This window comes from Bacillus sp. CH_70 (assembly GCF_038007045.1).
Taxonomy (GTDB): domain Bacteria; phylum Bacillota; class Bacilli; order Bacillales; family Bacillaceae_G; genus Bacillus_A; species Bacillus_A cereus.
Genome location: NZ_JBBOWL010000001.1, coordinates 3,174,531 through 3,198,558, shown reverse-complemented (window position 1 = coordinate 3,198,558; position 24,028 = coordinate 3,174,531). Strand labels below are relative to the sequence as shown.

Below are 24,028 nucleotides of genomic sequence, written 5' to 3'. Positions count from 1 at the left end.
AAAAGAGTGCAAAAATTGCACTCTTTTTTTATTGTCTATTCAATAAAATGTTTCTGTTTATATTATGACTTTTAAATTACTTTAGACGAGCTAAAGAACTGATTAACAGTATTAAAGTTTGACATAAAATAATGGATTCTATATTATATATGCTATAGCATGTAAAATGCGATTTATTTAGAGGTGGCATATGGACTTATATGAGTTAACAGGACATCTTGTTCATCATACGGATGTGAAGTTAACAAATTATATAATGTAAGTTTTTAATCACATATTGCTTAGAAAATTTACCTTTTATATGCTATAGCACATAAATGTCACCTCTTAACTTGTAATGGTAAAGATTCAAATAATACAAGATATATTATGAAACGAGGAGATTTTAGTTATGGAAAAATTCATATTAGCGTTTGATAGAGAACTTGTAATTGCAGAAAAAAAAGACTCAACATGGAGCGTCCAATCGCAGTTTGTAGGTGCGAATCCAGTTGCGTTAGCTTCAGATCCATACGATCCAGAAAGAATGTATTGTGGTACTTTTGATAGGGGATTATGGAGAAGTAAAGATGGAGGAAGTTCGTGGGAAGCAATTGGTGCGTTACCTTCATTTGGTGAAGTGTTCCCAGCTAATACTATTCATATGAGAGCTATTACAGCAGTTTCTGTATCTCCAGCGAAGGGGGATGACGGTAACGGGATTGTATATGTAGGAACTGAACCGAGTGCAATGTTCGTATCCAAAAATGGAGGAGACAGTTTTGAGCTGCTAACAGATTATCGACAAATGCCATCATATTCATCATGGTTCTTTCCTCAAAGAACATATACACACCATGTAAAACATATTGAAATTGATGCTAATAATCCAGAAACTATTTATACGACTATTGAGGTAGGCGGATTAATTAAAAGTGTAGATGGAGGTAAGACATGGACTGAGGAAAAAGAGGGGAACTATCCTCAAGATATTCACATTCTTAAATCACATCGCAATGCCCCAAATCGTTTATACGGGGTGTTAGGTGATTCATTCTTGAAAGAACCAGGTCAAGAGTATGCGGAGAGTAATGATGGAGGTAAGACTTGGAACTATATGTGTAGTGGGCTAAAGCATCATTACGCATATCAAATGGCAGTTAACCCAAATGATCCAGAAAATATTATCATCGCGACATCTTCAAATCCACACGTAGCGCATGATTACAATAATGGAAATTGTGAATCATTTATTTATAAGAAAGAAAAAGATCAGCCTTGGGCAGAAATGAATGCAGGTTTACCAACTCCTAAAGGGGCAATCATACCAGTATTAAAGGCAACAAGTGATGGAACGTTTTATCTGTTTAGCAATAAAGGAGTGTATCAGTCAGTAGACGGTGGTTCAAATTGGACATCATTAGAGATTCCTTGGGAGAATAGATTTATGGAACAACATCCTTATGAGATGTTAATTATTAAATAAGTGACGGGTATAGTTTTTACTACTATTCATTGGTAATGTTTAGTTGAATTTAAATTAAAAATGTAAAAAGCCAGGTAATGTGTTATTCATACTACCTGGCTTTTTTGACCAGCAATTTAAGGTTATTTTCATATTTGTGTAAATATGAAACAAGCAGGATACATGAATAGAGAATGGGTAAAATAATACCGAATGATCACTAGATTGTATCAATGATGCTATAAGTGTTTTTTTAGGGAAACTGAAGCAAGAAGCAGTGGTTTAGATTCAGAATGACTAGCAATTGGTGTTATGGTGTTCAATGGTTCAAAAATGAACTCATTTCAACTCATATTATCTTCGCAATGTATCATTTTGAAGAATATTAAAACTTAGGAGGAAATGAATTATGACAAAAGATTTCTATACTGCACTGAAAGAAAGACGTACTTACTATGGAATTAACAAAGAGGTACAAGTATCGGATGAAAAAATTAAAGAAATTGTGGAGTTTGCTGTGAAATATACTCCATCAGCTTTCAATTCTCAAACTGCGCGATTAGTTGTATTATTTGGTGAAGCTCATGATAAATTATGGGATATTACAACTGAAACATTAAGAAAAGTAGTTGGAGATGGAGATTTCTCAGGAACGCAACAAAAAATGGATTCTTTTAAAGCTGGTTATGGAACAGTACTATTCTTTGAAGATGAGGCTATCGTTAAATCGCTTCAAGAAAAATTTGCTGCATATGCTGAAAACTTCCCAATTTGGTCACACCAAGCATCAGGTATGCACCAATTAGTCGTGTGGACAGGTTTAGAAGCAGAGGGATTAGGGGCATCTTTACAACATTATAATCCATTAATTGACGATGAGGTAAAACAAGAATGGAATGTCCCTGCTAATTGGAAACTAATTGCACAAATGCCATTTGGTAATCCAACGGCTGCACCAGGAGAAAAAGAATTCCAACCACTTGAAGAGCGTGTGAAATTTCATAAGTAATATTCAAATGTAATAAAGTGAAACTTTAATTAGTAGCGGTCTTACTGTCCGTAAATAGCGGGGGAAGCTAACTGTATTGTGAAAATAAAACTGTTTAGTTACAAAAAGTTTATTCGTTCTTTTTATTAAGCGAGTATGTATGAATAAAAGGCGTTAGAAACACTATTTTAATTTTTAAAGGAACAAGGTGATCGTTTTGATCACCTTGTTTTATTTCTTACATTTTATTTATTAAAAAACGCTAAGTTTTCATAAATGCTTGAAAAAATAGCGTTTTAATAATAGGTATCTGTAATTTGATTACTTAAAACTATATACGAAAAAGCTTTTATGTTATTCCTCAAGTTCTATCCATTCCTGTGACCATTCTTCTATTCCGCGAATAATAGCTTCTAAAGCAAATCCTTTTTGAGTTAAAGAATATTCTATACGAACTGGTGTCTCAGGAAAGACTTTACGTTCAACAATTCCTTCTAGTTCTAATTCTTTCAATCTTTCTGAAAGTAATCTTCCGCTAACAGGAAGAGAAGATTCAAGCGTACAAAAGCGCTGAGATCCAGAAAAAAGTTGGTAAATAATTAGTGCTGTCCATCGTTGGCTAAAAAATTTCATTCCTTTTTCAAAGCGAGGGCATAATGTAGAATCATTCATTTTCCTTCACCTCCTAAAACAAATTATATAACATCTTACTATTAGTAACAAATGTTTTTATAATTAATTACTTGACGTAAATTAATTACGAATGTATACTCACTTACATAAAGTAACTAAGTTGTTTTATGTAACTAAAACTCTTTTCTTTAAATGGCCAAAGTTGTAATGATACATATTGCATATAAGCTGAGAGAAAAAAGAATAGCATCTGTAAAAACACTTACGTTGTGTAAGTTAAACAATAAAAAATATAACAATGGAAGAGAATTTTTAGAGATTCTCAATACTAGGAGGTACCTAATGGTTACAACAGATACAATTCATATGTTAGAAGATAAAATTCAATTTATACATCAAGATGGAAAGGATATTTATTTAGTAGGACCTATCAAATTGCCAATTAATTTATATGGGGAGACTAAAATTTTCCAATGGTATTCTTGGTTACAATGTAGTGAGGTTACAAATAGTGTAGAAGGAATTATCGAAAAACTCTCATCTATTAATTTAGCTGATATGCAGCAATCTAGTGTGCTTGTATATGGTGATTTTGAGAATTCTGAAGATGCCCTAATTCGTATGCATAGTATTTGTCACACCGGTGATATCTTTGGTAGTAAACGTTGTGACTGTGGATTCCAATTAAAGCAGTCTTTACAAATGATTACAGAACATGGTTCAGGTGCTTTATTTTACTTAGCGAATCATGAAGGAAGAGGAATTGGTTTGTTTAGTAAAGCAATGACGTACCTCTTGCAAGAAAATGGGTTAGATACAGTAGAAGCTAATCTGAACCTAGGCTTTGAAGATGATGTTCGAAACTATGATGATACAATTGAAGTATTAAAAGCGCTACGTTCAAAACCTGTAAAACTTATTACAAATAATCCGAAAAAATTAGAAGCGTTACAAAAAGCTGGATTAAATGTTACGAGTCGTGAACCGTTATGGGGTGATATCTCAGAGTTTAATGAGAAATATTTGCAAACGAAGATTCAGCGTTCTGGACATTTTGAAGGGGGACACTTACATGCTTGAGCATGAATTGTATATGAAGCTAGCACTAGAAAATGCCAAGGCTATGAAGGGACAAACGACTCCAAATCCATTGGTTGGATCTGTAATTGTAAATGATAATCGAATTGTAGGGGTCGGAGCACATATGAAGGCCGGAGAACCACATGCCGAAATACATGCGATACGTATGGCTGGAGAACAGGCACGTGGTGCTACAATCTATGTAACTCTTGAACCTTGTTCTCATTATGGTAGAACAGGGCCTTGTGCTGAAGCAATTGTACAAGCAGGAATTAAGAAGGTAGTAGTTGCTACACTTGATCCAAACCCGCTTGTTTCTGGACGTGGAATTAAAATTCTACAAGATGCAGGTATTGAAGTACTTGTAGGAGTGTGTGAAGAAGAATCTAAAAAAATGAATGAAGTCTTTAATAAATATATTTTGACAAAGCGTCCATTTGTAACGATTAAATCAGGAGTTACATTAGATGGGAAAATCGCTACGTCTTCATCGGATAGTAAGTGGATTACATCTACAGAAGCAAGACAAGAAGTACACCAAATACGAAACGAAAATGCGGCTATTTTAGTAGGAGCGAATACTGTTCAAAAGGATAATCCATCATTGACAACGCGTATTCCAAATGGACGAAATCCAATTCGAATAATATTGGACTCGACATTACGCATACCGATGGAAGCTAACGTTGTTACAGATGGAGAAGCTCCTACCTGGATATTTACAACAAGTAATCATGCAGCGAAAAAAAAGAAAGCATTAGAAAATGCAGGAGTTAAAGTATTTGTTACTAGCGGAGAAAAGCATATAAACTTACATGAAATGCTTGATGTTTTAGGGCAAAAAGGAGTTTCCTCCCTGCTTATTGAAGGTGGTGGAGAGGTAAATGCTTCGTTTATTGAAAATAAATTGATGAATAAACTTATATTATATGTCGCACCAAAAATTATTGGGGGCAGATTGGCGCCTAGCTTTGTAGGGGGGACTGGTATTACAAAAATGCAAGATGCAATTGAATTTAAGGATATATCATTTACCCAGGTTGGAAAAGATTATAGATTTATTGGCTATCCAGAATATCGGAAAATATAAGGAGAATAAAAGCTACTTATATTTTCCGATAAATGGATTGCAGAAAGGAGCGATGAAGAGTGAAGTTTGGATTTGATATCGATGATACATTAATTGATTTAAGGCAGCATGCTTTTCATTTATATAATAAGAAATTAAACAAAAAAATAGGATTGGATGTATTTCATTCTTTAAAAACAATTGAAATTCATGAAGCATTTGGCATGACTTCGGAGGAAGGCAGTCATATGTGGAATAGTTTGCTGGATGAGATTTATTATACTTCTTGTTCACCGTTTCCATATGCAGTAGAGACATTACAAGAATTAGAAAAACAGGGACATGAAATATACTATATAACAGCACGGCCTAAAGAACATGGAGAGCAAACAAAAAAATGGTTAATAGAAAAAGGTTTTCCGGTATATGAAGATCGCTTTTTCTATGGAATGAGGGATGAAGAAAAAATACACTTCATACAAGAAATAAAATTAAACTATTTCTTTGATGATAAGCCGGCAGTCTTAGAAACGTTAATAGGAAAACCGATAAATGTGTATGCAAAAACTACTTCTTACAATCAACATCTCAATATCCCGCGGATTACAAGTTGGACGGAGTTAGGAGATATTATAAAGAAAGAAATGTGAGGATTTAACTGGCAAATCAAATAGAGCTAAGAGTATATTGAGTGTTACAATTTTAGAGGAAAGACATAGGTGTTATGTCTTTCCTTATTTTTTAATACTATCGTTTTTATTAGTGCGATGTGCTAGGAGTACTTCTAATAGAGAGGAAATAGAAAAATGAGCAATAAGAAAAATATTTTTAAGCTAGTCTTGTATAGCAGTGTAATTTATATATCAATGATGGGTTCCCCTGGTGCCACAATATTTTTGGATATTTTGGATGAGAAGTTTAAGAATTAATAGGGTGTGTTCATAATCATGAATTTTTGGAAAACCAAAATTACAATGTTAGGTTATTTTGAATCAGTAGTGGATGATATGCAAAATTGCATATCACAAAATAAACATCGTAATTTTTGGATTCTTAGTATAAAATACATTACTTAAACTATATATTAGAATGGAGAAAGTGAATTGGAATTATTAAGAAACAGTAAGGTTGGTACAAAACTAAACATATTAATAACTATATCAAGTATTGCATGTATAGTATTATCCCTAATAGGGTTTTGGGGATTAGAAAGAGGGAAAAGTACTTCCTCTAATATGTATGAGGATAATTTACTACCAATTGAGTGGATTGGTATTGTAGAATCTAATTTTTATCATGTTAATATGAACTTTATGGAAATTATGGTATCAAAAGATGAAAAAAGAATGAATGAATTAATAAGAGAAATGGACGGAATTCGTCAGGAAGATGATCATCTTTTAAAGCAGTTTGAGGCTAAAGTTATTTCTACTAAAGAAAAAGAATTATATAACACGTTTTATGAAACATTTAATGAATTAAGAACTCAAATGAAGAAAGCGCAAGAATTAGGGAAATCTAATAATGAGGAAGCATATGCATATTACCTAAAAGAGATTGAACCTAATATGCAAAAATCAATAAAATCAATTCGTGAATTGATTTTATATAATAGTAATAATGCAGAGCTTTTACAGAAGGAAAATAATAATAGTGCTCAAAATACAATGATAATGTTTATTAGTATTTCGCTTTTAGCAATTTTGATAATTATATTAATTGGATATATTATTAAATTAACTATCCGAAAACCACTTGTGTTACTACAAAATGATATGGAAAAAGTAGCAGCTGGAGATTTAACAACACGTACTCCTTATAAAGCAAATAATGAATTAGGGCATATTGTTCAGTCTTTTAATAGTATGTTAGATAACCTTCAACAATTAATTGCGAATGTTAAGATGACAACACAAGAGGTTATTTCTACTACGGAGGGCGTATTACAAGATACAAATCGAGCGTCTAGTATTTCAAATGAGGTTGTACAGACTGTTTTAGAAGTAAAAACAAAAATAGAAGGACAGGTAACTAGTATTCAGGAGAGCTCATCCTCAATGGAAGAAATTACAACAGGGGTGCAAACTGTAGCTGAATCTTCAGCAGTAGTCGCTGAGGTAGCAGTAACGACTACAGAACGAATAAATATCGGTAGTGAAGTGATAAATCACTCTATTCTTCAAATGAATAGTGTGCATGATGTTGTCGAGGAAACATCAAAAGTAATAAATAAACTTGTTACACGTACACAACAGATTGATACAGCTCTCGCTGCAATTACTAATATTGCCGAACAAACGAATCTTCTTGCCTTAAATGCCGCTATTGAAGCGGCACGTGCTGGAGAGAATGGGAAAGGATTTGCAGTGGTTGCCGCAGAAGTTCGAGACTTGGCTGAGCAATCTAAAGAATCTGCAAAAGAAGTTAATCATTTAATAAAATCCATTCAAAAAGATACCCAAGATACAGTTAATGTCATGCAAAAAGGACAACAAAAGGCAGTAGAAGGAAAAGAAGCTGCTTACAAAGCGAATCAAACCTTCTTGTCTATTATGAGAGATATTGATAAGATTACAAGTCAAATTCAAGAAGTATCCGCAGCGACAGAAGAGATGTCTGCTGGTACAGAAGAAGTAAATGCTTCTCTTTCGCTAGTTTCTGAAACTGCAACGGATGTGAAAAAGGAGACGCTTCAAACAGTAAATTCAATTCAATCACAGGCCGTATCAATTGAACAAATATCAATCCAATCCAACAAAATGAAAGAAAAGGTGGAAGAATTAACGGAACTGGTTTCAAAATTTAATATTACAGAACAAAAAGGATGAGTAAATCATAAAAGTTTACGTATGGCTATCAGCCTAAAAATAATTGATTTTTCGCGATTAAAAAGATTTAAGTAATTAATTCAATCACAAGTTTAATAACATGTATAAAAAAACATGAAGACTTAAGAGTCTTCGTGTTTTTTTTTGAATAATGTCTGAAAAAATATTGATAATTATAGGATACTTTGGGAATTGTCATTAAGTATTCGTATATGCAAAATTACATACATTTAATGATTGATAATCACGAGTTAATGTAACTATAATAATTACACTGATAAGTAACTTACTGACGACAGTTATAAGTGAAGAAGGAGGGTTTTATTGTATTTTGTATATAAAAAATAGAAAAGGAGATATGCAAATGAAAAGATTACTTGTTATAGGCATCATGTATACAATGTTTTTCCACATAGGAAATATACATTTACATGCTGATGAACGAACAAATGTAAAAGAAATTACAAGTTTAGAAGAGCCTACTTGGATATTTCAGGCGGGCATAAGTAAGGGTAAATATCACGATCGACAAGATTTAGGATTTATTTTGCAGAGAAATACACCATTAAAGGTAAGACAAACGAATCCTAATTTTAAAGACAAATTAACATTACGTTTATTGTCTAATGACTCTAAAAATGAAAAATCCATACAAGTAGGAAATGAATGGATTACCATTCAAGGTGATACGCCTTTAGTTCCTTTCATAGATACTCCGTATGGTGAAGAGCATGCTGTACTTGAGTACCAAGTAGGGAATGAAAGTGCTACTAAACCTCTTCCCATTTATAAACAACAAGGAAGTGTATCTCAATTTTTTAGTACATGGGATCAATTTGATGGAGAGTATGCGTTACTTCAAGGGGAGAGTTTTCAATTATTTATACCTAAAAAAGATAAAGAAATAGTAAGGTCTTTAAAAGATTTTCAATCATTGGATGAGTTAATTGCGTATTATGAAGATATTTTTGCGATGTATGATTCAATTATTGGTTTAGATGGTTCAGCGGTTGAAAATAAAAAAAGTCAAAATCGTTATTTTTTAAAAGCAGATATATCTGGTGCTGGCGGTGCCTATTATGGCACAAATTGGACAGCGAATAGTTCAGATAGTACAAAAATGTGGTTAGATAAACTGAGTTGGGGAACTTTACATGAAATCGCTCACGGATACCAAGCTGGTTTTGATAATCAAGGAATATTTACAGGAGAAGTTTCTAATAATCTATTCGGTGTTCAATATCAATATAGTAAATATGGAAAAAAAGCAGATCAAGTTGGTTGGTTGTTTAATTTCGGGAAAAAGGAACAAGTAGAACGGAATTTATATAATGCTTTAATGAAAGAAAATAAAAATTATGATGATTTAGATTTACGACAAAAACTTATTCTTTTAACGATGGCGAAACAAAAAGCTGGTGATGAAGCTTTTGCAAAAATGTATCAAGGTTATCGAAAACTAGCTAGCAATGCTGCTTTCAAAAAGGATGATCATTCTTTACCGGATTTAATGAATCAGTATTATAGTGAGAATGGACAAGTTGATTTTACACCCGTGTTTGAAAGATGGGGCTTTAAGCTTAATAATAAACAAGTAGAGATAAATAGGGCGAAAGGTTATCCGGCTGTTACGTCTTTAGCCTATATAGTGCCTGAATCACAATTAGCTAAAGCGAGAGCTCTAGTTGATTCTGATATTACGATAAACTCCAACTTTGAAATAGTTACAAATCAGCAAATTGCTTCACTTGGGCTAAAAGGGAATTTGCATATCCATTTAAATACAAATGAAATAGATACATTGAAAGGAGGAAAAATTAAATTAAAAGAAGGGAATACAGTTGTTCAAGAGAAAACAATTGAAACAACAGATATCAATTTACAAGACGTACCAAATGGAGTTTATACAGTTGAAATTTCAGGTGGGAAAACGGATAGTATGTACCATTTTAGTTCGTATTATGCCTATGTAAAAGAAAAAGATAATAGTCTAACGATTGATGTTAACGAAATGAAAGTGAGTAAGTTGGTAAATCAAACAATTCAATTCCTAGGATTAGGAGATGACCAGTTTGCCGAATTAAATACAGACTTAGAGCAAAAGCAAGCTGTTTTTACGGTTACTACTAAAACTCCTCATAGCTATTATACAGATGAAAAATACGCATCAATAGAGGTGTTTAATGATAAGGGAGAAAAAATTTATACGAAGGAAATGGAAGGAACAAATGTAACGATAGTAAACGATAGCATTTCACTAAAAGAAGGATATAGAATTAAAATCTATCATGATGAAATAAAAAAACGATTAACTAGTAGAGCTACTATTATTAATCCTATGAATAAAACGAATGAATTTATAATGACAAAATGGGGATTGAAAAATACTTATTTGAAAAATAATCCAGAAGAAAATCTTATGCAAAGAATTGATGAAGAAATGGAAGAAATTATAGGTAATCCAGTTTTAAAAGAGATACCAATGCAAAAATTAGAAATGAAAAAGAATGTGTGGATGGCGATAAATATGTTATCAGAACCACAAAAAATAACGTATATAAATAAATATAAAGATAGCTTATATAATGAGTAATTTTTGAGAAATGAAATGAATCTAAAAGTAACGACGCAATCTATCTATATTATGAGGAATCACAATTCATAGTAGATAAACATAGATAGCTTGAAATATCTATGTTTCCAATTTCGAAAAAACATTCGTTTAACTTAATAATAAGATTATAAAGGAGTAAGAATATGAATAATTTCGTAAAGGTAGGTTTAACTACAGGAGTCGTGTTATCGGCGATTATGCCCTATGGAGGAGTGCATGCGGAAACAGAAGATTTAAAAGTGGAAACAAAGGAAGATACGTTCCGAACAGGTAATTTAACAGCACCTTCTCAAAATTCGGCAGAAAATGTAGCAAAGGATGCACTAAAAGGAAAAACAGAACAAGCATTATCAGCAAAGCAAGTTAATACGGAATCCAAAGTTAATTATAATGTTACGCAAAGTCGTAAATCTTATGATGGTACTACATTGGTACGTCTTCAACAAACGTATGAAGGACGTGATGTATACGGATATCAACTAACAGCACATATTAATGATGATGGTGTACTTACGAGCGTTTCGGGGGATAGTGCCCAAGATCTACAACAACAGGAAGATTTGAAACAACCTATTACTTTATCAGAAGAGGATGCAAAGAAACAGCTTTTCAACATCTATGGAAATGATCTCACATTTATTGAAGAACCAGAAATTAAACAAGTGGTATATGTAGATGAAAATACAAATAAAGCTACAAACGCATATCAAATTACTTTTAGTGCATCTACACCTGAATATGTATCTGGTACAGTATTAATTGATGCTTTTGGTGGTAATCTATTAAAAGAACTCGTTCAAAAATTGGGTATACAAGTAGATAGTAGTATTGTCCAATCTGCGACAGCAAATAAATCACAAGATCCTTCAAAATTAACAGGTACAGGAAAAGATGACTTAGGCATTAATCGTACGTTTGGAATTACACAGCGAAGTGATGGAACGTACATGCTTGCAGATTATTCTCGTGGTAAGGGAATTGAAACATATACTGCTAATTATAAAGATTATAATAATTATAGAAGAAATGTATGGGGGTATCTCGATGATTTAGTAACAAGTAATTCTACAAATTTTACAGATCCTAAAGCAGTTAGTGCCCATTATTTAGCAACAAAAGTATATGATTTTTATCAAGAAAAATATGCCCGTAACAGCTTTGATAATAATGGGCAAAAAGTAATTTCTGTCGTTCATGGTTGGAACACAAATGGTACGAATAAAGGAAATCCTAAGCAGTGGTTCAATGCATTTAGTAATGGAGCTATGCTAGTATACGGAGATCCAATTGTTAGAGCATTTGATGTGGCAGGACATGAATTTACACACGCGGTTACAAGAAATGAGTCTGGACTTGAGTATGCAGGAGAAGCTGGTGCAATTAATGAGGCTCTATCTGATATTTTAGGAGTAGCAGTTGAAAAGTATGCCAATAACGGAAAGTTCAATTGGACAATGGGAGAACAATCAGGTCGTATTTTTAGAGATATGAAAAACCCATCATCTATCTCTTCTAGATATCCGGAGGACTATAGACATTATAATAACTTACCTATTGATGCTGACCACGATCATGGTGGTGTACACACGAACTCTAGCATTATTAATAAAGTAGCTTACTTGATTGCTAGTGGTGGAAACCATAATGGAGTAAACGTACATGGCATTGGAGAAGATAAAATGTTTGATATTTTCTATTATGCAAATACGGATGAATTAAATATGACTTCTAACTTTAAAGAATTAAAAGAAGCTTGTATTCGTGTAGCAACGAACTTATATGGTAAAGACTCATTAGAAGTACAAGCTGTCCAACAAGCCTTTAAAGCAGCTTATATTTAATATTATTTTGATGAATTATAAACCCTTTTATTTTAATATAGTGATTAATTTGTGTGTATAGGCAAAAACCTTGTAGAATTTTTCTGCAAGGTTTTTTTAGAATTTTATTTTACAAATGTGTTATATGGTTTTTAGTTAATTAGAATAAAAATAATCTTATAACTGTATGTAAGAATGTGTGATTTTACAACCTTTTCTATGATAGAAAAGGATACTACGTTAGTAAATGTAAAGGGTTAGAAATTATGGTTTATGGGTTACTTTTTTGTTCCTATGGAACTTTAAAGTGCGTAATTTTCTTTATCGTTAATATATATCATAATGGTATTTATTAGTTGGTTTTAGCGTTACTCTGTTGTTGATGTGATTTTTTAACATTACAATGATTAGAATCAGAATTATCGAGTAGATCTAAATGATGATAATTTCGATTTTTAATTCAGTACAGAGTCCAATAGCTACATAATTTTCGTTTATCCCGCTATTTGCCGGGCGGTAAGACCCCCACTGATTAAAGTTTCACTTTATACTCTTTCGAAAAAAGGGTGGATCTGCTTATTTTCTGTTAAAGATAAGAGAAGTGAACCACAATATAAACGTAATTATTTATTCCAACGTAAGTCAATCATTTAGCACATGAATTTGGAGGAATCTATATGCATATGCAATTAAAAGGAAAAACAGCACTGGTTACTGGATCTACGGCAGGGATTGGAAAAGCAATTGCCACTTCATTAGTAGCGGAAGGAGCTACTGTACTTATTAATGGACGCCGTGAAGAAAATGTTAATCAAACGATAAACGAAATTCAAGCGCAGTATCCGGATGCTATCCTTCAACCCGTAGTAGCTGATTTAGGAACAGAAAAAGGGTGCCAAAATGTGATTGAAAAGTACCCTGAAGTAGACATTCTTATTAATAACTTAGGAATTTTTGAACCTGTAGAATATTTTGATATTCCTGATGAAGATTGGTTTAAATTGTTTGAAGTCAATATTATGAGTGGTGTTCGACTTACTCGCTCGTATTTAAAACAAATGATTGAAAGAAAAGAAGGAAGAGTCATCTTTATTGCTAGCGAAGCAGCTATTATGCCATCTCAAGAAATGGCTCACTATAGTGCGACTAAAACGATGCAACTCTCACTTTCTCGCAGTTTAGCTGAGCTGACGACAGGAACGAATGTGACTGTTAATACTATAATGCCTGGTTCGACTTTAACGGAAGGAGTGGAGACTATGTTAAATAGTCTTTATCCTAATGAGCAATTGACAATAGAAGAAGCTGAGAAGCGATTTATGAAAGAGAATCGACCAACCTCTATTATTCAAAGACTTATTCGACCAGAAGAAATTGCCAATCTTGTCACTTTCTTAAGCAGCCCACTTTCTTCAGCAATTAATGGTTCCGCGTTGCGAATAGACGGGGGATTAGTACGTAGTGTGTTTTAAAAAATTAAAAACAACATAATATTCTGTTGAAGGTAAAGATGGTAAGGCAAATGAGTTGTATTTTATCTATTAATGGAAATATACAAAAAGTAAATTGCGACATGCAAACAGCCGAATTTTCTACTATAAGAAAAATTCGGCTGTTATTTTTTACTTGTTGTAAAGGATGGAAAGCTTTTAAGGTTGTGGCACGCCTCTTAAGACAAAGATAAGGCGAAGCAATCCCGCTGTTATTTGTATTATTTAGTGAAAGTTACCAAACGTTTTTCAACACTATTTTCCCAATTGCTTTATTTGACTCCAAATATTCATGTGCTTGTGCAACTTCATCAAACGTAAAAGGTTTAGAATCTAGCAATGGTCGAAGGTGTCCTTCTTCTACTATTTGCGTTAGTTTAGTTAAAATTTCCCCGCAAGCGTCACGTTTATCTGTATGTAATATTTTTAACGCCATAAAAGTAACGTGCAGAGAGAGTCCTTTTGCGTGTAAAGGAGAGAGGTCATGGGTTGAACGAGCAGCGATTGTTACGACGGTTCCATTGACCGCAGCAGCTTCAAAAGAATGATCAAGATTCTTGCCGCCTACTGTATCAAATATAACTTCAAATCCGTTTCCGTTCGTATGTTTTTGTACATATTCTTGAACAGATTCTTCTTTATAATTAATAGCTATGTCGGCTCCTAGACGATGGGCTATGTCTATTTTGCTTTGCTGAGAAGCGGTTGTAAAAACTTTAGCGCCTGCCCATTTAGCTAGTTGAATGGCTACGTGTCCTACGCCACCAGTAGCTCCATGAATGAGAACATTTTGACCAGGTTTAATATTTGCACGATCAAATAAAGATTCCCAAGCTGTAATTGCAACTAATGGTAGAGCAGCTGCTTCTTCCATTGTTAAATTTTTAGGTTTGTGAGCAATTAATCGCGCATCAGCAAGCATAAATTCTGCAAGTGCACCTCCAGTTTCTTTAAAACCTCCGGCACATCCGTATACTTCATCCCCTGATTTGAATTTCGAAACACCTTCTCCTACTTCAATAACAATACCAGCTACATCGCCGTGTAATATAGCTGGAAACTCAGGAGCGACTGCTGAAACAGCGCCACTACGCATTTTGGTATCGATTGGATTTACACTTGTTGCTTTTACATCGATTAGAACATGACCTGGTAAAAGTTTTGGTTTTGAAACTTCTTCTAATTGAAATACAGATGAATCCCCAAAAGAATGGATAATTTGTGCTTTCATAGTTTATACCTCCTGTTTGTGGTTATAGCATAGCAAAGTGCGAAAAATAAGTATAATATTTTGAATTTGGTTAGTGAGAATTTTATATAAAGAAGAGGAAAGTGCATGAAATGAAATAATGTAACGTACTTCTAAAAACTACTGTAAAGCTTTTTGAAGAAAGGGTAGATGTTATTTTTGCAGCATGATTTATTATTACTCACTTAGTATAGGTACTTAAAAGTGCCTACATCACTTTAAAGTACGTACTGTTATTCATGTTATGGCCGATTTATAATAACACTCGTAGCACAAAGAAAGTTATAACGATTACAATCGGCAACAATGTGGTGTTACAGCATTGTCTATGAAATTTCAAAAGAAATATTAAGAGTAAAGAAAAGTATAGATTTATATGAATGAAGGAAAGTGAGTGAAACACATGGAAAAGTTTGCGAATCATTTTGGATATAATCGTATGTTTGCGAAAGATCAACTTACATTAGGAGTTCACATTCCGATTGAAAATTATCAGTTTCATGCTCCAACGATGGAAAAACAAGTAGAGTTAGTACAAAAAGCGGAACAATACGGTTTTACAGGTGTATGGCTTCGCGATGTATTGCTGCAAGACCCTGACTTTGGTGATCCTGCAACAGGTCAAATTTACGATATGATGATTTATTTGACATATTTAGCAAGCAAAACAGAGAAAATCGCATTTGGAACGTCGGCAACTGTATTGTCACTTCGTCATCCATTGCGTGTGGCGAAAGAAATTGCTACATTGGATCAACTATTTCCAGAAAGAATTATGCTTGGCGTTTCATCCGGTGACAGACGTGCTGATTTCAAGGCGTTAGGTGTTAGTCATGAAACACGAGGTGAAAAGTTTAGAGAAGCGTTTGCTTACTTGGAAGAAATTTTGTATAAAAACTTCCCGTCTATCCAGTCGACACTAGGAGAAGTTCATGGTGCGAATTTAGTTCCAAAACCGTCTAAGCATATTCCAACCTTTATTACAGGTTTTAGTCAGCAAAATATGGACTGGTTCGCTGAACATGGAGATGGATGGATGTATTATCCACGTAGTCCAGTACATCAAGCGGGAGCAATTGGACAATGGAGAGAACTAGTAGAGGATTATCATCCAGATGTATTCAAACCATTTATACAACCGATGCATTTAGATTTATCTGAAGATCCAAATGAACGTCCTACACCGATCCGTTTAGGTTACCGTACAGGGCGTAAGGCACTAATTGAATTACTTGATATATATAAAAGTATTGGTGTGAATCATTTATTCCTTGCTCTATTTGATGGTCAACGTCCAGCTGACGAAGTATTGGATGAGCTAGGAGAAGAAGTACTACCTCATTTCCCAGCATTGTAAAGGAGTGTAAAGAATGAAAGCAATAGGACTTATGCAATATGGAGATAAAAGTGTACTACAAGAGATTGAAATGCAGAAACCGCTATTGGGAGACAACGATATACTGATTGAAGTATATGCAGCTGGTGTAAATCCTGTGGATTGGAAAATACGTGAGGGTTTACTTCAAGACGTAATTTCTTATGACTTCCCGCTCGTTTTAGGATGGGATGTTGCAGGTGTAGTTGCTGCTATAGGAAAAAACGTAACAGCATTTAAAGTGGGGGATGAAGTATATAGTCGTCCAGATATTGAACGAAATGGTACGTATGCAGAGTACGTGGCTGTAGATGAGAAGTATGTAGCGAAAAAACCGAGAAATCTATCTTTTGAGGAAGCAGCATCAATCCCTCTAGTAGGTTTGACAAGTTGGCAAAGTTTAGTGAAATTCGCTAATGTTCAAAAGGGTAATAAGGTTTTAATTCATGCTGGATCTGGCGGGATTGGTACGTTTGCTATTCAGCTAGCAAAAAGCTTCGGTGCACATGTTGCAACTACGACTAGTACGAAAAACATACAGTTTGTAAAGGATTTAGGCGCTGATACTGTCATTGATTACAAAACAGAAGATTTTTCTTTGCTTTTGCATAATTACAATATTGTATTTGATGTGTTAGGCGAGGATGTACTAAAGGATAGTTATAAAGTACTTGCACCAAATGGAAAGTTAGCGTCTATCTATGGTCCGAAAGGTATGGAAATTCCGCAAACTGAAATAGCAAGAGAGAAAAATATTCAGAGTGACCATATATTTACTGAACCTAATGGATATGAACTTTCTCTTATTACAGAATTAATTGAGGGCGGGAAGATTAAACCTGTTGTAACACATGTGTTGCCTTTACATGTAGAAGGCGTAAAAAAAGCACACCACATAAGTGAGTCAGAACGTGCTCTTGGCAAAATTGTATTGAAGAAACATTAGTAAAGTATGAGGTTTTAGAGACAATATTTTGCTAAGTAGCGAATGAGCTTATATATTCTATTCTAGCAATTGTTTTAAAAGGGAGAGAACAAATGGATTCAATGACATTTCTTTTATTCGGAGCGACAGGGGATTTAGCGAAACGCAAAATTTACCCTGCTTTATATAAACTATTTAGTAATCAAAATATACCACAATCTATTTCGATTATCGGTATTGGCAGAAGGGCAATGTCAGATGTGGAATTTCAAACAAAGGTAGAACAATCCCTTGCTACATTTTCTAGAATATCTTCTGATGACGAATCAGGAGTAGAAGAATTTATTAGCACATTTCGTTATTGTCAATTAGATACAGCGAATATAGTGGGCTATCAAGATTTACTGAGCCTTGTAAAAAAGCGTGAAACAGAATTAAATATTTCTGAAAACCGTATGTTTTATCTATCTGTTGTACCAGAAGTATTTGATGTGATTGCTTTAAATATTAAAGAGAGTGGATTGTGGACTACAAAAGGATTAAACCGTCTTATTATAGAGAAGCCTTTTGATTATAATGTAACGTCTGCTCGCGAGTTTAACCGAAAATTAATTGAAGATTTTGATGAAACTGATATTTATTATATCAATCATTATCTTTGAAAATGAATGGTAACTAGGAATACACTTAGAAAAGTATTACAAAATAAATAGTATTTAATTCAAGACATTTTTATTGACGATAATAATTTATGTGGTTAATATACTAGACATAGGATTACTTAATTACTAAAAGTAATTAGATATAAAATATTTCGTTAAGTTCTATAAATAAGTAAGTTGCAGTAGAAATGCTTTGAATTGCCACTATTAATATTGGGGACAATGAGAGAGCGAAAGGTATAAAAAGAATTGGAATTAGATAACTCTTTGTTTTTTATAAAAACAGGAAGTATAAGAGTATGATCTTCTGTACAATTCATTTTTAGTATATTGACGAGGATTATACAACAAGAGGGGGACTGAACTTGGAATCAATGACCTTTGTTTTATTTGGAGCGACAGGGGACTTAGCGAAACGCAAAATTTACCCCGCGCTATATAACTTATATAGAGATCAAAAGCTTCCAAAGCAGATATCTGTTATCGGGCTTGGAAGACGTCAAGTATCTCATGAAGATTTTCAAGAAAGAATAAAAGAATCAATAGAGACGTTTTCTCGTCAGAGGGAAGAAGGTACTCCGGAACTGGAAGGTTTTTTAGATAATTTTCGCTATTGTCCATTAGATGTGAGTAAGCCGGAAGACTATGAGAGATTATTACAAGTCGTTCGTGAAAGGGAAGAAGAACTACATATAAAAGGTAATAGAATGTTCTATCTTTCAGTTGCTCCTGAATTTTTCGAGACGATTGCTTTAAATATTAAGGAAAGCGGACTTGATAAAACGGATGGATGGAAACGCCTGATGATTGAGAAACCGTTTGGGCACGACCTTACATCTGCTCGTGAGCTGAATGATAAGCTTAGTCGCACGTTTGAAGAAGACGAGATATACCGTATCGATCATTATTTAGGTAAACCGATGATTCAAAACCTTGAAGCGCTAGAATTTGCAAATCCTGTTCTCCAGTCGATTTGGAATAAAGAACATATAGCGAATGTACAAATTACAGCTAGTGAAACGGTTGGGGTTGAAGAAAGAGCTGGATATTATGATCACGCAGGAGCCATTCGAGATATGGTTCAAAATCATATGTTACAAATATTAATGATGACTGCTATGAATCTGCCGGAAAAGGTTAATGCGTGTGAAATTCGAGAGGAAAAACGAAAAGTAATGGAGACGCTTCGTAAAGTGAAAAAAGAAGACGTTCAAAACCATATCGTTCGCGGTCAATACTCTTCAGGAGAGATAAAAGGCGGGCAAGTTGTAGCATATAAAGAGGAACCAGGAGTAAATCCTTCTTCTAACATAGACACATTTATTGCTGCTCGCTTGTGGATCGATAATCCGTTTTGGACTGGCGTTCCATTTTATATACGAACAGGAAAACGAATGAAAGAAAAGTCTACTCGTATTGTAATCGAATTTAAAAATACGTTAAAACAGCAATATCAAGATAATAATCCAAATGCAGAACCTAACTTATTAATAATTGAAATTAGCCCAGGTGAGAACGTTTCATTACAGTTAAATAGTAAAAATCCATTGAAAAATGGAGAAATTGAACCGATGCGTATTAACTTTACTTGTGAGCAAGCGGATGTGGGAGTACCTGAAGCGTATGAAAGACTCATTCATGATGCTGTGAGTGGAGACGCTACATTCTTTGCACATTGGAGAGAAGTTGAATTGTCATGGGAATGGGTACAACCAATTCTTGAAGCGTTCGAGGAAAACTTATTACCGCTTCATGAATATGAGTCTGGTTCATATGGTCCAGAAGCGTCTAATGAACTGTTGCAAGAAAGTGGATTTAAATGGTGGTTAGATCAAGAGACGGAAAAATAAGTACTTTCTTTCATGAAAGCATTTAGGGGGACGATTACTATGACACAAAACATAAATCAATTAGCAGTGAATACACTTCGTACGTTATCAATTGATGCTATTAATGCGGCAAACTCAGGTCATCCAGGTCTTCCGATGGGAGCAGCACCAATGGCTTATGCATTATGGGCGAATCATTTAAATTACAATCCTAATCACCCAGAATGGTTTAACCGTGATCGTTTCGTTTTATCGGCGGGACATGGATCTAGTCTGTTATATAGCCTGCTTCATTTAGCTGGATATGATGTTTCAATTGATGACTTGAAAAATTTCAGAAAGTTAAATAGTAAAACACCAGGACATCCTGAGTTTGGTCATACTTCTGGAGTCGAAGCGACGACAGGCCCGTTAGGACAAGGGATTGCCAATGCTGTCGGAATGGCAATGGCAGAAGCGCATTTAGCAGCGAAGTTCAATAAGGATGGTCACTCTATTATAGATCACAATACGTACGCTTTAGTCGGAGATGGTGACTTAATGGAGGGTGTCGCTTATGAAGCGATGTCAATGGCAGGACATATGAAACTTGGCAAGTTAATTGTACTGTATGATTCAAATGAAATTTCACTTGATGGTGAATTAGGCATTGCTTTCTCTGAAGATATTCAGAAAAGGGCAGAATCTGTACATTGGCAATATGTAAGAGTTGAAGATGGAAACGATGTCGATGCTATTACAAAAGCTATTCAATCAGCGAAAGAAAATACGGATCAACCTACTCTTATAGAAATTAGAACTATTATAGGTTATGGAAGTCCAAAAGTTGCTGGAACGAACAAAGCACATGGTAATCCGCTTGGAGTAGAAGAGGCAACAGCGACAAAACAAGTGTATGGTTGGGATTATGAGGAAGATTTCTTTGTACCTGAAGAAGTAAAAGCTCATTTTAATGAACTGAAACAAAGAGGTACTGAAAAAGAGAACGAATGGAATGAGCAGTTCAACTTATACAGAGAGTCGAACCCTGCACTAGCAGATGAATTAGAAAAAGCGATTACAGGTGATGTTTTAATTGAAGCGAAAGACATTCTATCCTTTGATATTGAAAAAACGATTTCTACTCGTGTTGCAAGTGGGGAAGCTATTAATCATTATGTGAAATCGATTCCTTCTATTTTCGGTGGAAGTGCAGATCTTTCGCATTCTACGATGACAGATATAAAAGGTGAAGCAGTGTATGCGATAGAATCGTATGCTGGCCGAAATATATACTTTGGTGTACGTGAACATGCAATGGGCGCGGCAGCGAATGGACTGGCTCTTCATGGAGGAGTAAAACCGTTCGTAAGTACATTCTTTGTATTTAATGATTATCTTCGTCCATCAATTCGACTTGCTGCATTGCAAAAGTTACCTGTTACTTACGTATTTACACATGATTCGATCGCTGTAGGAGAAGATGGTCCAACGCATGAACCAATTGAACAATTGGCAGCTCTTCGGGCAATTCCTGGTTTAACAGTTATCCGCCCATCAGATGCAAATGAAACAGCGAGTGCTTGGGCGTATGCTTTACAGCAAACGGATGGTCCAGTCGTTTTAGTACTGAGCCGTCAAAATTTACCGGTGTTTAATGAAACGAAAGCGAACATAGAGAATCTCTCTAAAGGAGCTTACGTATTAACACAAACAAATGAAAATCCGGATGTAATTTTAATTGCGACAGGTTCTGAAGTATCCTTAGCTGCTAGTGCGAAAGCAAAATTAGAAGAAGAACAAGTTTCTGTTCGCATCGTTGCAATGCCAAGCTGGGAGCTATTCGATCGCCAATCGAACGAATATAAAGAATCCGTTCTTCCGTCTTCTATAACGAAACGAGTATCTCTTGAAATGGGTGTATCTCTAGGTTGGGAACGTTATGTAGGACAAGAAGGAAAAATATTATCGATTGAAACATTTGGAGCTTCAGGAACTGGAGCTGAAGTCATGAATCTATTTGGATTTACGACAGAAAATGTTGTTCAAATTACAAAAAATGTATTGAATTCTTAAGCTATGACTGTGAATACCTTTCTGTACATACCAACTTATTAGTGCTGAAAGGTATTCCAGATTGTAGTGATATGAATTTTTAATAAAAGATGATCTGAGGAGGAATTATATTATGCAAGTAGGATTAATTGGTTTAGGTAAAATGGGATTAAACTTAGGGAAAAATTTAATGGATCATAAACATGAAGTAGCAGCATTTGATTTAAATTCAAGTGCAGTAGAAGAAATGAAAGAATACGGGGCTACAGGTGTATCTAGCTTAAATGAACTTGTTCAGTCATTACAATCACCAAGAATTCTTTGGGTAATGGTACCACACGCTGTTGTTGATTCTGTTATTGATGAGGTTACACCACTTTTATCAAAAGGAGATATTTTAATTGAAGCTGGTAATTCACATTATAAAGAGTCTATCCGCCGATATGAGCAATTAAAGAAAGATGGCATTCACTTTATGGATGCAGGGACTTCTGGCGGAATGGAAGGCGCTCGTAATGGTGCTTGTTACATGATCGGAGGAGATCAAGAAGCTTGGGACATCGTTGAACCTATCTTCCGCGATACTGCTGTAGAAAATGGATTCTTATATGCAGGAAAAGCTGGTAGTGGTCACTTCTTAAAAATGGTTCACAACGGAATTGAATACGGTATGATGGCTGCTATTGGTGAAGGATTTGAGATTCTAGAGAAAAGTGAATTTGACTACGATTATGAAAAAGTATCAAGAGTATGGAACAACGGTTCAGTCATTCGTTCTTGGTTAATGGAATTAACAGAAAATGCATTTTCTAAAGATGCAAAACTGGATGAAATTAAGGGTGTTATGCATTCTTCTGGTGAAGGAAAATGGACAGTAGAAACAGCATTAGACCTTCAAACAGCAACTCCTGTTATCGCAATGTCTCTATTAATGCGCTACCGCTCATTAGACAATGATACATTTACAGGAAAAGTTGTAGCAGCTCTGCGCAATGAATTTGGCGGACATGCAGTAGAAAAGAAATAAAGTGAAACTTTAATAAGTAGGGGCTTTATTCCATACCAATCGGGCTTTTACGGGATAAGCATATTAAACATGTAAATCATCAACGTTTAAAAACTGGAGGGAATTGATCATGAAATTTTTTATTGATACTGCAAATCTTGAGGACATAAAAAAAGCATATAAACTTGGAGTTTTAGCTGGTGTTACAACGAATCCTTCTTTAGTAGCAAAAGAGGGCGTTAAGTTTGAAGACCGTATCGCAGAAATTTGTCAGGCAGTACCTAAAGTTGAGTCTGTTTCGGCAGAAGTAACGCCAGATGCTGTTACAGCTGAAGAAATGATTGCTCAAGCAGAAGAATTAATTAAAATTAACGGTGGCGATAAAAACGTCACGATAAAACTTCCAATGACGCTAGCAGGATTAGAAGCTTGTCGCTATCTTACTGAAAAAGGTGTGAAAACGAACGTTACACTTATTTTCACTGTGAACCAAGCACTTTTAGCTGCTCGAGCAGGTGCAACGTATGTTTCTCCATTTTTAGGACGCTTAGATGATATTTCTGAAGATGGTGTACTATTAGTTGCTAAAATTGCTGAATTATTCGATGTTCATCAATTAGATACACAAATTATTGCGGCTTCTGTCAGACATCCAGATCATGTAACTCGTGTAGCGATGGCAGGTGCTCACATTGCAACAATCCCTTATAAAGTAATCGAGCAACTTGCTATGCACCCATTAACAGACCAAGGTATTGAGAAATTTGCTGCGGATTGGGCGAAAGCTCCTAAATTATAATACATGAAAGTGAAGGTGCTTTCCGAAAATTGCTTTTCATGAGAGGACAAATCCTAAGTAACTTCATCGTTTAAACTGGATCCCGAGTTTGTAGTCTTACTACGTGAAAAAAGCAGAGATGAAAGTGTCATTCACTTTTAAAAAAGGAAAAATTGATCGCGCGAAGCGTTTATCACAATAACA

Annotated in this window: 18 protein-coding genes; 16 read left to right on the top strand and 2 right to left on the bottom strand. The window is 34.6% G+C overall.

All coding sequences use genetic code 11. The annotated features are described in order from the left end of the window. The first annotated feature begins 391 nt into the window (after nt 1–391). On the top strand, nt 392–1,465 hold the full coding sequence (locus N2V79_RS16195) for a WD40/YVTN/BNR-like repeat-containing protein (RefSeq protein ID WP_000410436.1): 1,074 nt from the start codon (nt 392–394) through the stop codon (nt 1,463–1,465). Nucleotides 1,466–1,853: 388 nt separating this feature from the next. Then, nucleotides 1,854–2,453 (top strand): nitroreductase family protein, encoded by a 600-nt coding sequence (locus N2V79_RS16190; protein WP_000158938.1) that lies wholly within the window; start codon nt 1,854–1,856, stop codon nt 2,451–2,453. A gap of 333 nt (nt 2,454–2,786) precedes the next feature. Here N2V79_RS16190 and N2V79_RS16185 read toward each other — a convergent pair whose 3' ends face one another. Next, a complete protein-coding gene (locus tag N2V79_RS16185; RefSeq protein WP_001000104.1) occupies nt 2,787–3,104 on the bottom strand; it encodes a winged helix-turn-helix transcriptional regulator in 318 nt (105 codons plus the stop codon). Between the two features lie 303 nt (nt 3,105–3,407). On the opposite strand from N2V79_RS16185, the gene N2V79_RS16180 reads away from it, so the two are divergent. The 7 genes from N2V79_RS16180 to N2V79_RS16150 all read left to right on the top strand — a co-directional run bounded on the left by N2V79_RS16180 (nt 3,408) and on the right by N2V79_RS16150 (nt 13,948). Then, nucleotides 3,408–4,145, top strand: a complete 738-nt coding sequence (locus N2V79_RS16180; protein ID WP_000258857.1) for a GTP cyclohydrolase II — start codon at nt 3,408–3,410, stop codon at nt 4,143–4,145. Further along, nucleotides 4,138–5,235: a bifunctional diaminohydroxyphosphoribosylaminopyrimidine deaminase/5-amino-6-(5-phosphoribosylamino)uracil reductase RibD gene (gene ribD / locus N2V79_RS16175; protein ID WP_098679733.1), complete on the top strand. Its 1,098-nt coding sequence runs from the start codon at nt 4,138–4,140 to the stop codon at nt 5,233–5,235. The genes N2V79_RS16180 and ribD overlap by 8 nt, the downstream gene beginning before the upstream one ends. Before the next feature lie 59 nt (nt 5,236–5,294). Beyond that, nucleotides 5,295–5,864, top strand: coding sequence for a 5' nucleotidase, NT5C type (locus N2V79_RS16170; RefSeq protein WP_197241917.1), 570 nt, complete (start codon nt 5,295–5,297; stop codon nt 5,862–5,864). A 453-nt stretch (nt 5,865–6,317) separates the two neighbouring features. Continuing rightward, on the top strand, nt 6,318–8,042 hold the full coding sequence (locus N2V79_RS16165) for a methyl-accepting chemotaxis protein (protein ID WP_340720074.1): 1,725 nt from the start codon (nt 6,318–6,320) through the stop codon (nt 8,040–8,042). Nucleotides 8,043–8,406: 364 nt separating this feature from the next. Continuing rightward, on the top strand, nt 8,407–10,635 hold the full coding sequence (locus N2V79_RS16160; protein ID WP_014482088.1) for a putative mucin/carbohydrate-binding domain-containing protein: 2,229 nt from the start codon (nt 8,407–8,409) through the stop codon (nt 10,633–10,635). Nucleotides 10,636–10,799: 164 nt separating this feature from the next. Then, nucleotides 10,800–12,497 carry a M4 family metallopeptidase gene (locus N2V79_RS16155; RefSeq protein WP_340720073.1) on the top strand — a complete coding sequence of 566 codons (1,698 nt, stop codon included), beginning with the start codon at nt 10,800–10,802 and terminating at the stop codon, nt 12,495–12,497. A 656-nt stretch (nt 12,498–13,153) separates the two neighbouring features. Continuing rightward, on the top strand, nt 13,154–13,948 hold the full coding sequence (locus N2V79_RS16150) for an SDR family NAD(P)-dependent oxidoreductase (RefSeq protein WP_000551091.1): 795 nt from the start codon (nt 13,154–13,156) through the stop codon (nt 13,946–13,948). Nucleotides 13,949–14,201: 253 nt separating this feature from the next. Here the strand turns inward: N2V79_RS16150 and N2V79_RS16145 are convergent, their stop codons facing one another. Then, nucleotides 14,202–15,197 (bottom strand): zinc-dependent alcohol dehydrogenase family protein, encoded by a 996-nt coding sequence (locus N2V79_RS16145; RefSeq protein ID WP_000647249.1) that lies wholly within the window; start codon nt 15,195–15,197, stop codon nt 14,202–14,204. A gap of 421 nt (nt 15,198–15,618) precedes the next feature. Here N2V79_RS16145 and N2V79_RS16140 point away from each other — a divergent pair, with 421 nt between their 5' ends. The 7 genes from N2V79_RS16140 to fsa all read left to right on the top strand — a co-directional run bounded on the left by N2V79_RS16140 (nt 15,619) and on the right by fsa (nt 23,845). Next, nucleotides 15,619–16,572 (top strand): LLM class oxidoreductase, encoded by a 954-nt coding sequence (locus N2V79_RS16140; RefSeq protein ID WP_000410326.1) that lies wholly within the window; start codon nt 15,619–15,621, stop codon nt 16,570–16,572. 13 nt (nt 16,573–16,585) lie between these two features. Then, nucleotides 16,586–17,536, top strand: a complete 951-nt coding sequence (locus N2V79_RS16135; protein ID WP_016080868.1) for an NADP-dependent oxidoreductase — start codon at nt 16,586–16,588, stop codon at nt 17,534–17,536. A gap of 92 nt (nt 17,537–17,628) precedes the next feature. After that, the gene (locus tag N2V79_RS16130) at nt 17,629–18,177 is read left to right on the top strand and encodes a glucose-6-phosphate 1-dehydrogenase (RefSeq protein ID WP_000377932.1); all 549 of its coding nucleotides are present in this window, start codon (nt 17,629–17,631) and stop codon (nt 18,175–18,177) included. A 365-nt stretch (nt 18,178–18,542) separates the two neighbouring features. Then, the gene (zwf, locus tag N2V79_RS16125) at nt 18,543–20,027 is read left to right on the top strand and encodes a glucose-6-phosphate dehydrogenase (protein WP_000445356.1); all 1,485 of its coding nucleotides are present in this window, start codon (nt 18,543–18,545) and stop codon (nt 20,025–20,027) included. A 39-nt stretch (nt 20,028–20,066) separates the two neighbouring features. Beyond that, the gene (gene tkt, locus N2V79_RS16120) at nt 20,067–22,061 is read left to right on the top strand and encodes a transketolase (protein ID WP_000193054.1); all 1,995 of its coding nucleotides are present in this window, start codon (nt 20,067–20,069) and stop codon (nt 22,059–22,061) included. 112 nt (nt 22,062–22,173) lie between these two features. Then, nucleotides 22,174–23,067: a phosphogluconate dehydrogenase (NAD(+)-dependent, decarboxylating) gene (gene gnd, locus N2V79_RS16115; RefSeq protein WP_001195916.1), complete on the top strand. Its 894-nt coding sequence runs from the start codon at nt 22,174–22,176 to the stop codon at nt 23,065–23,067. Between the two features lie 109 nt (nt 23,068–23,176). After that, nucleotides 23,177–23,845 (top strand): fructose-6-phosphate aldolase, encoded by a 669-nt coding sequence (gene fsa, locus N2V79_RS16110; RefSeq protein ID WP_000667692.1) that lies wholly within the window; start codon nt 23,177–23,179, stop codon nt 23,843–23,845. Nucleotides 23,846–24,028: the final 183 nt, after the last annotated feature.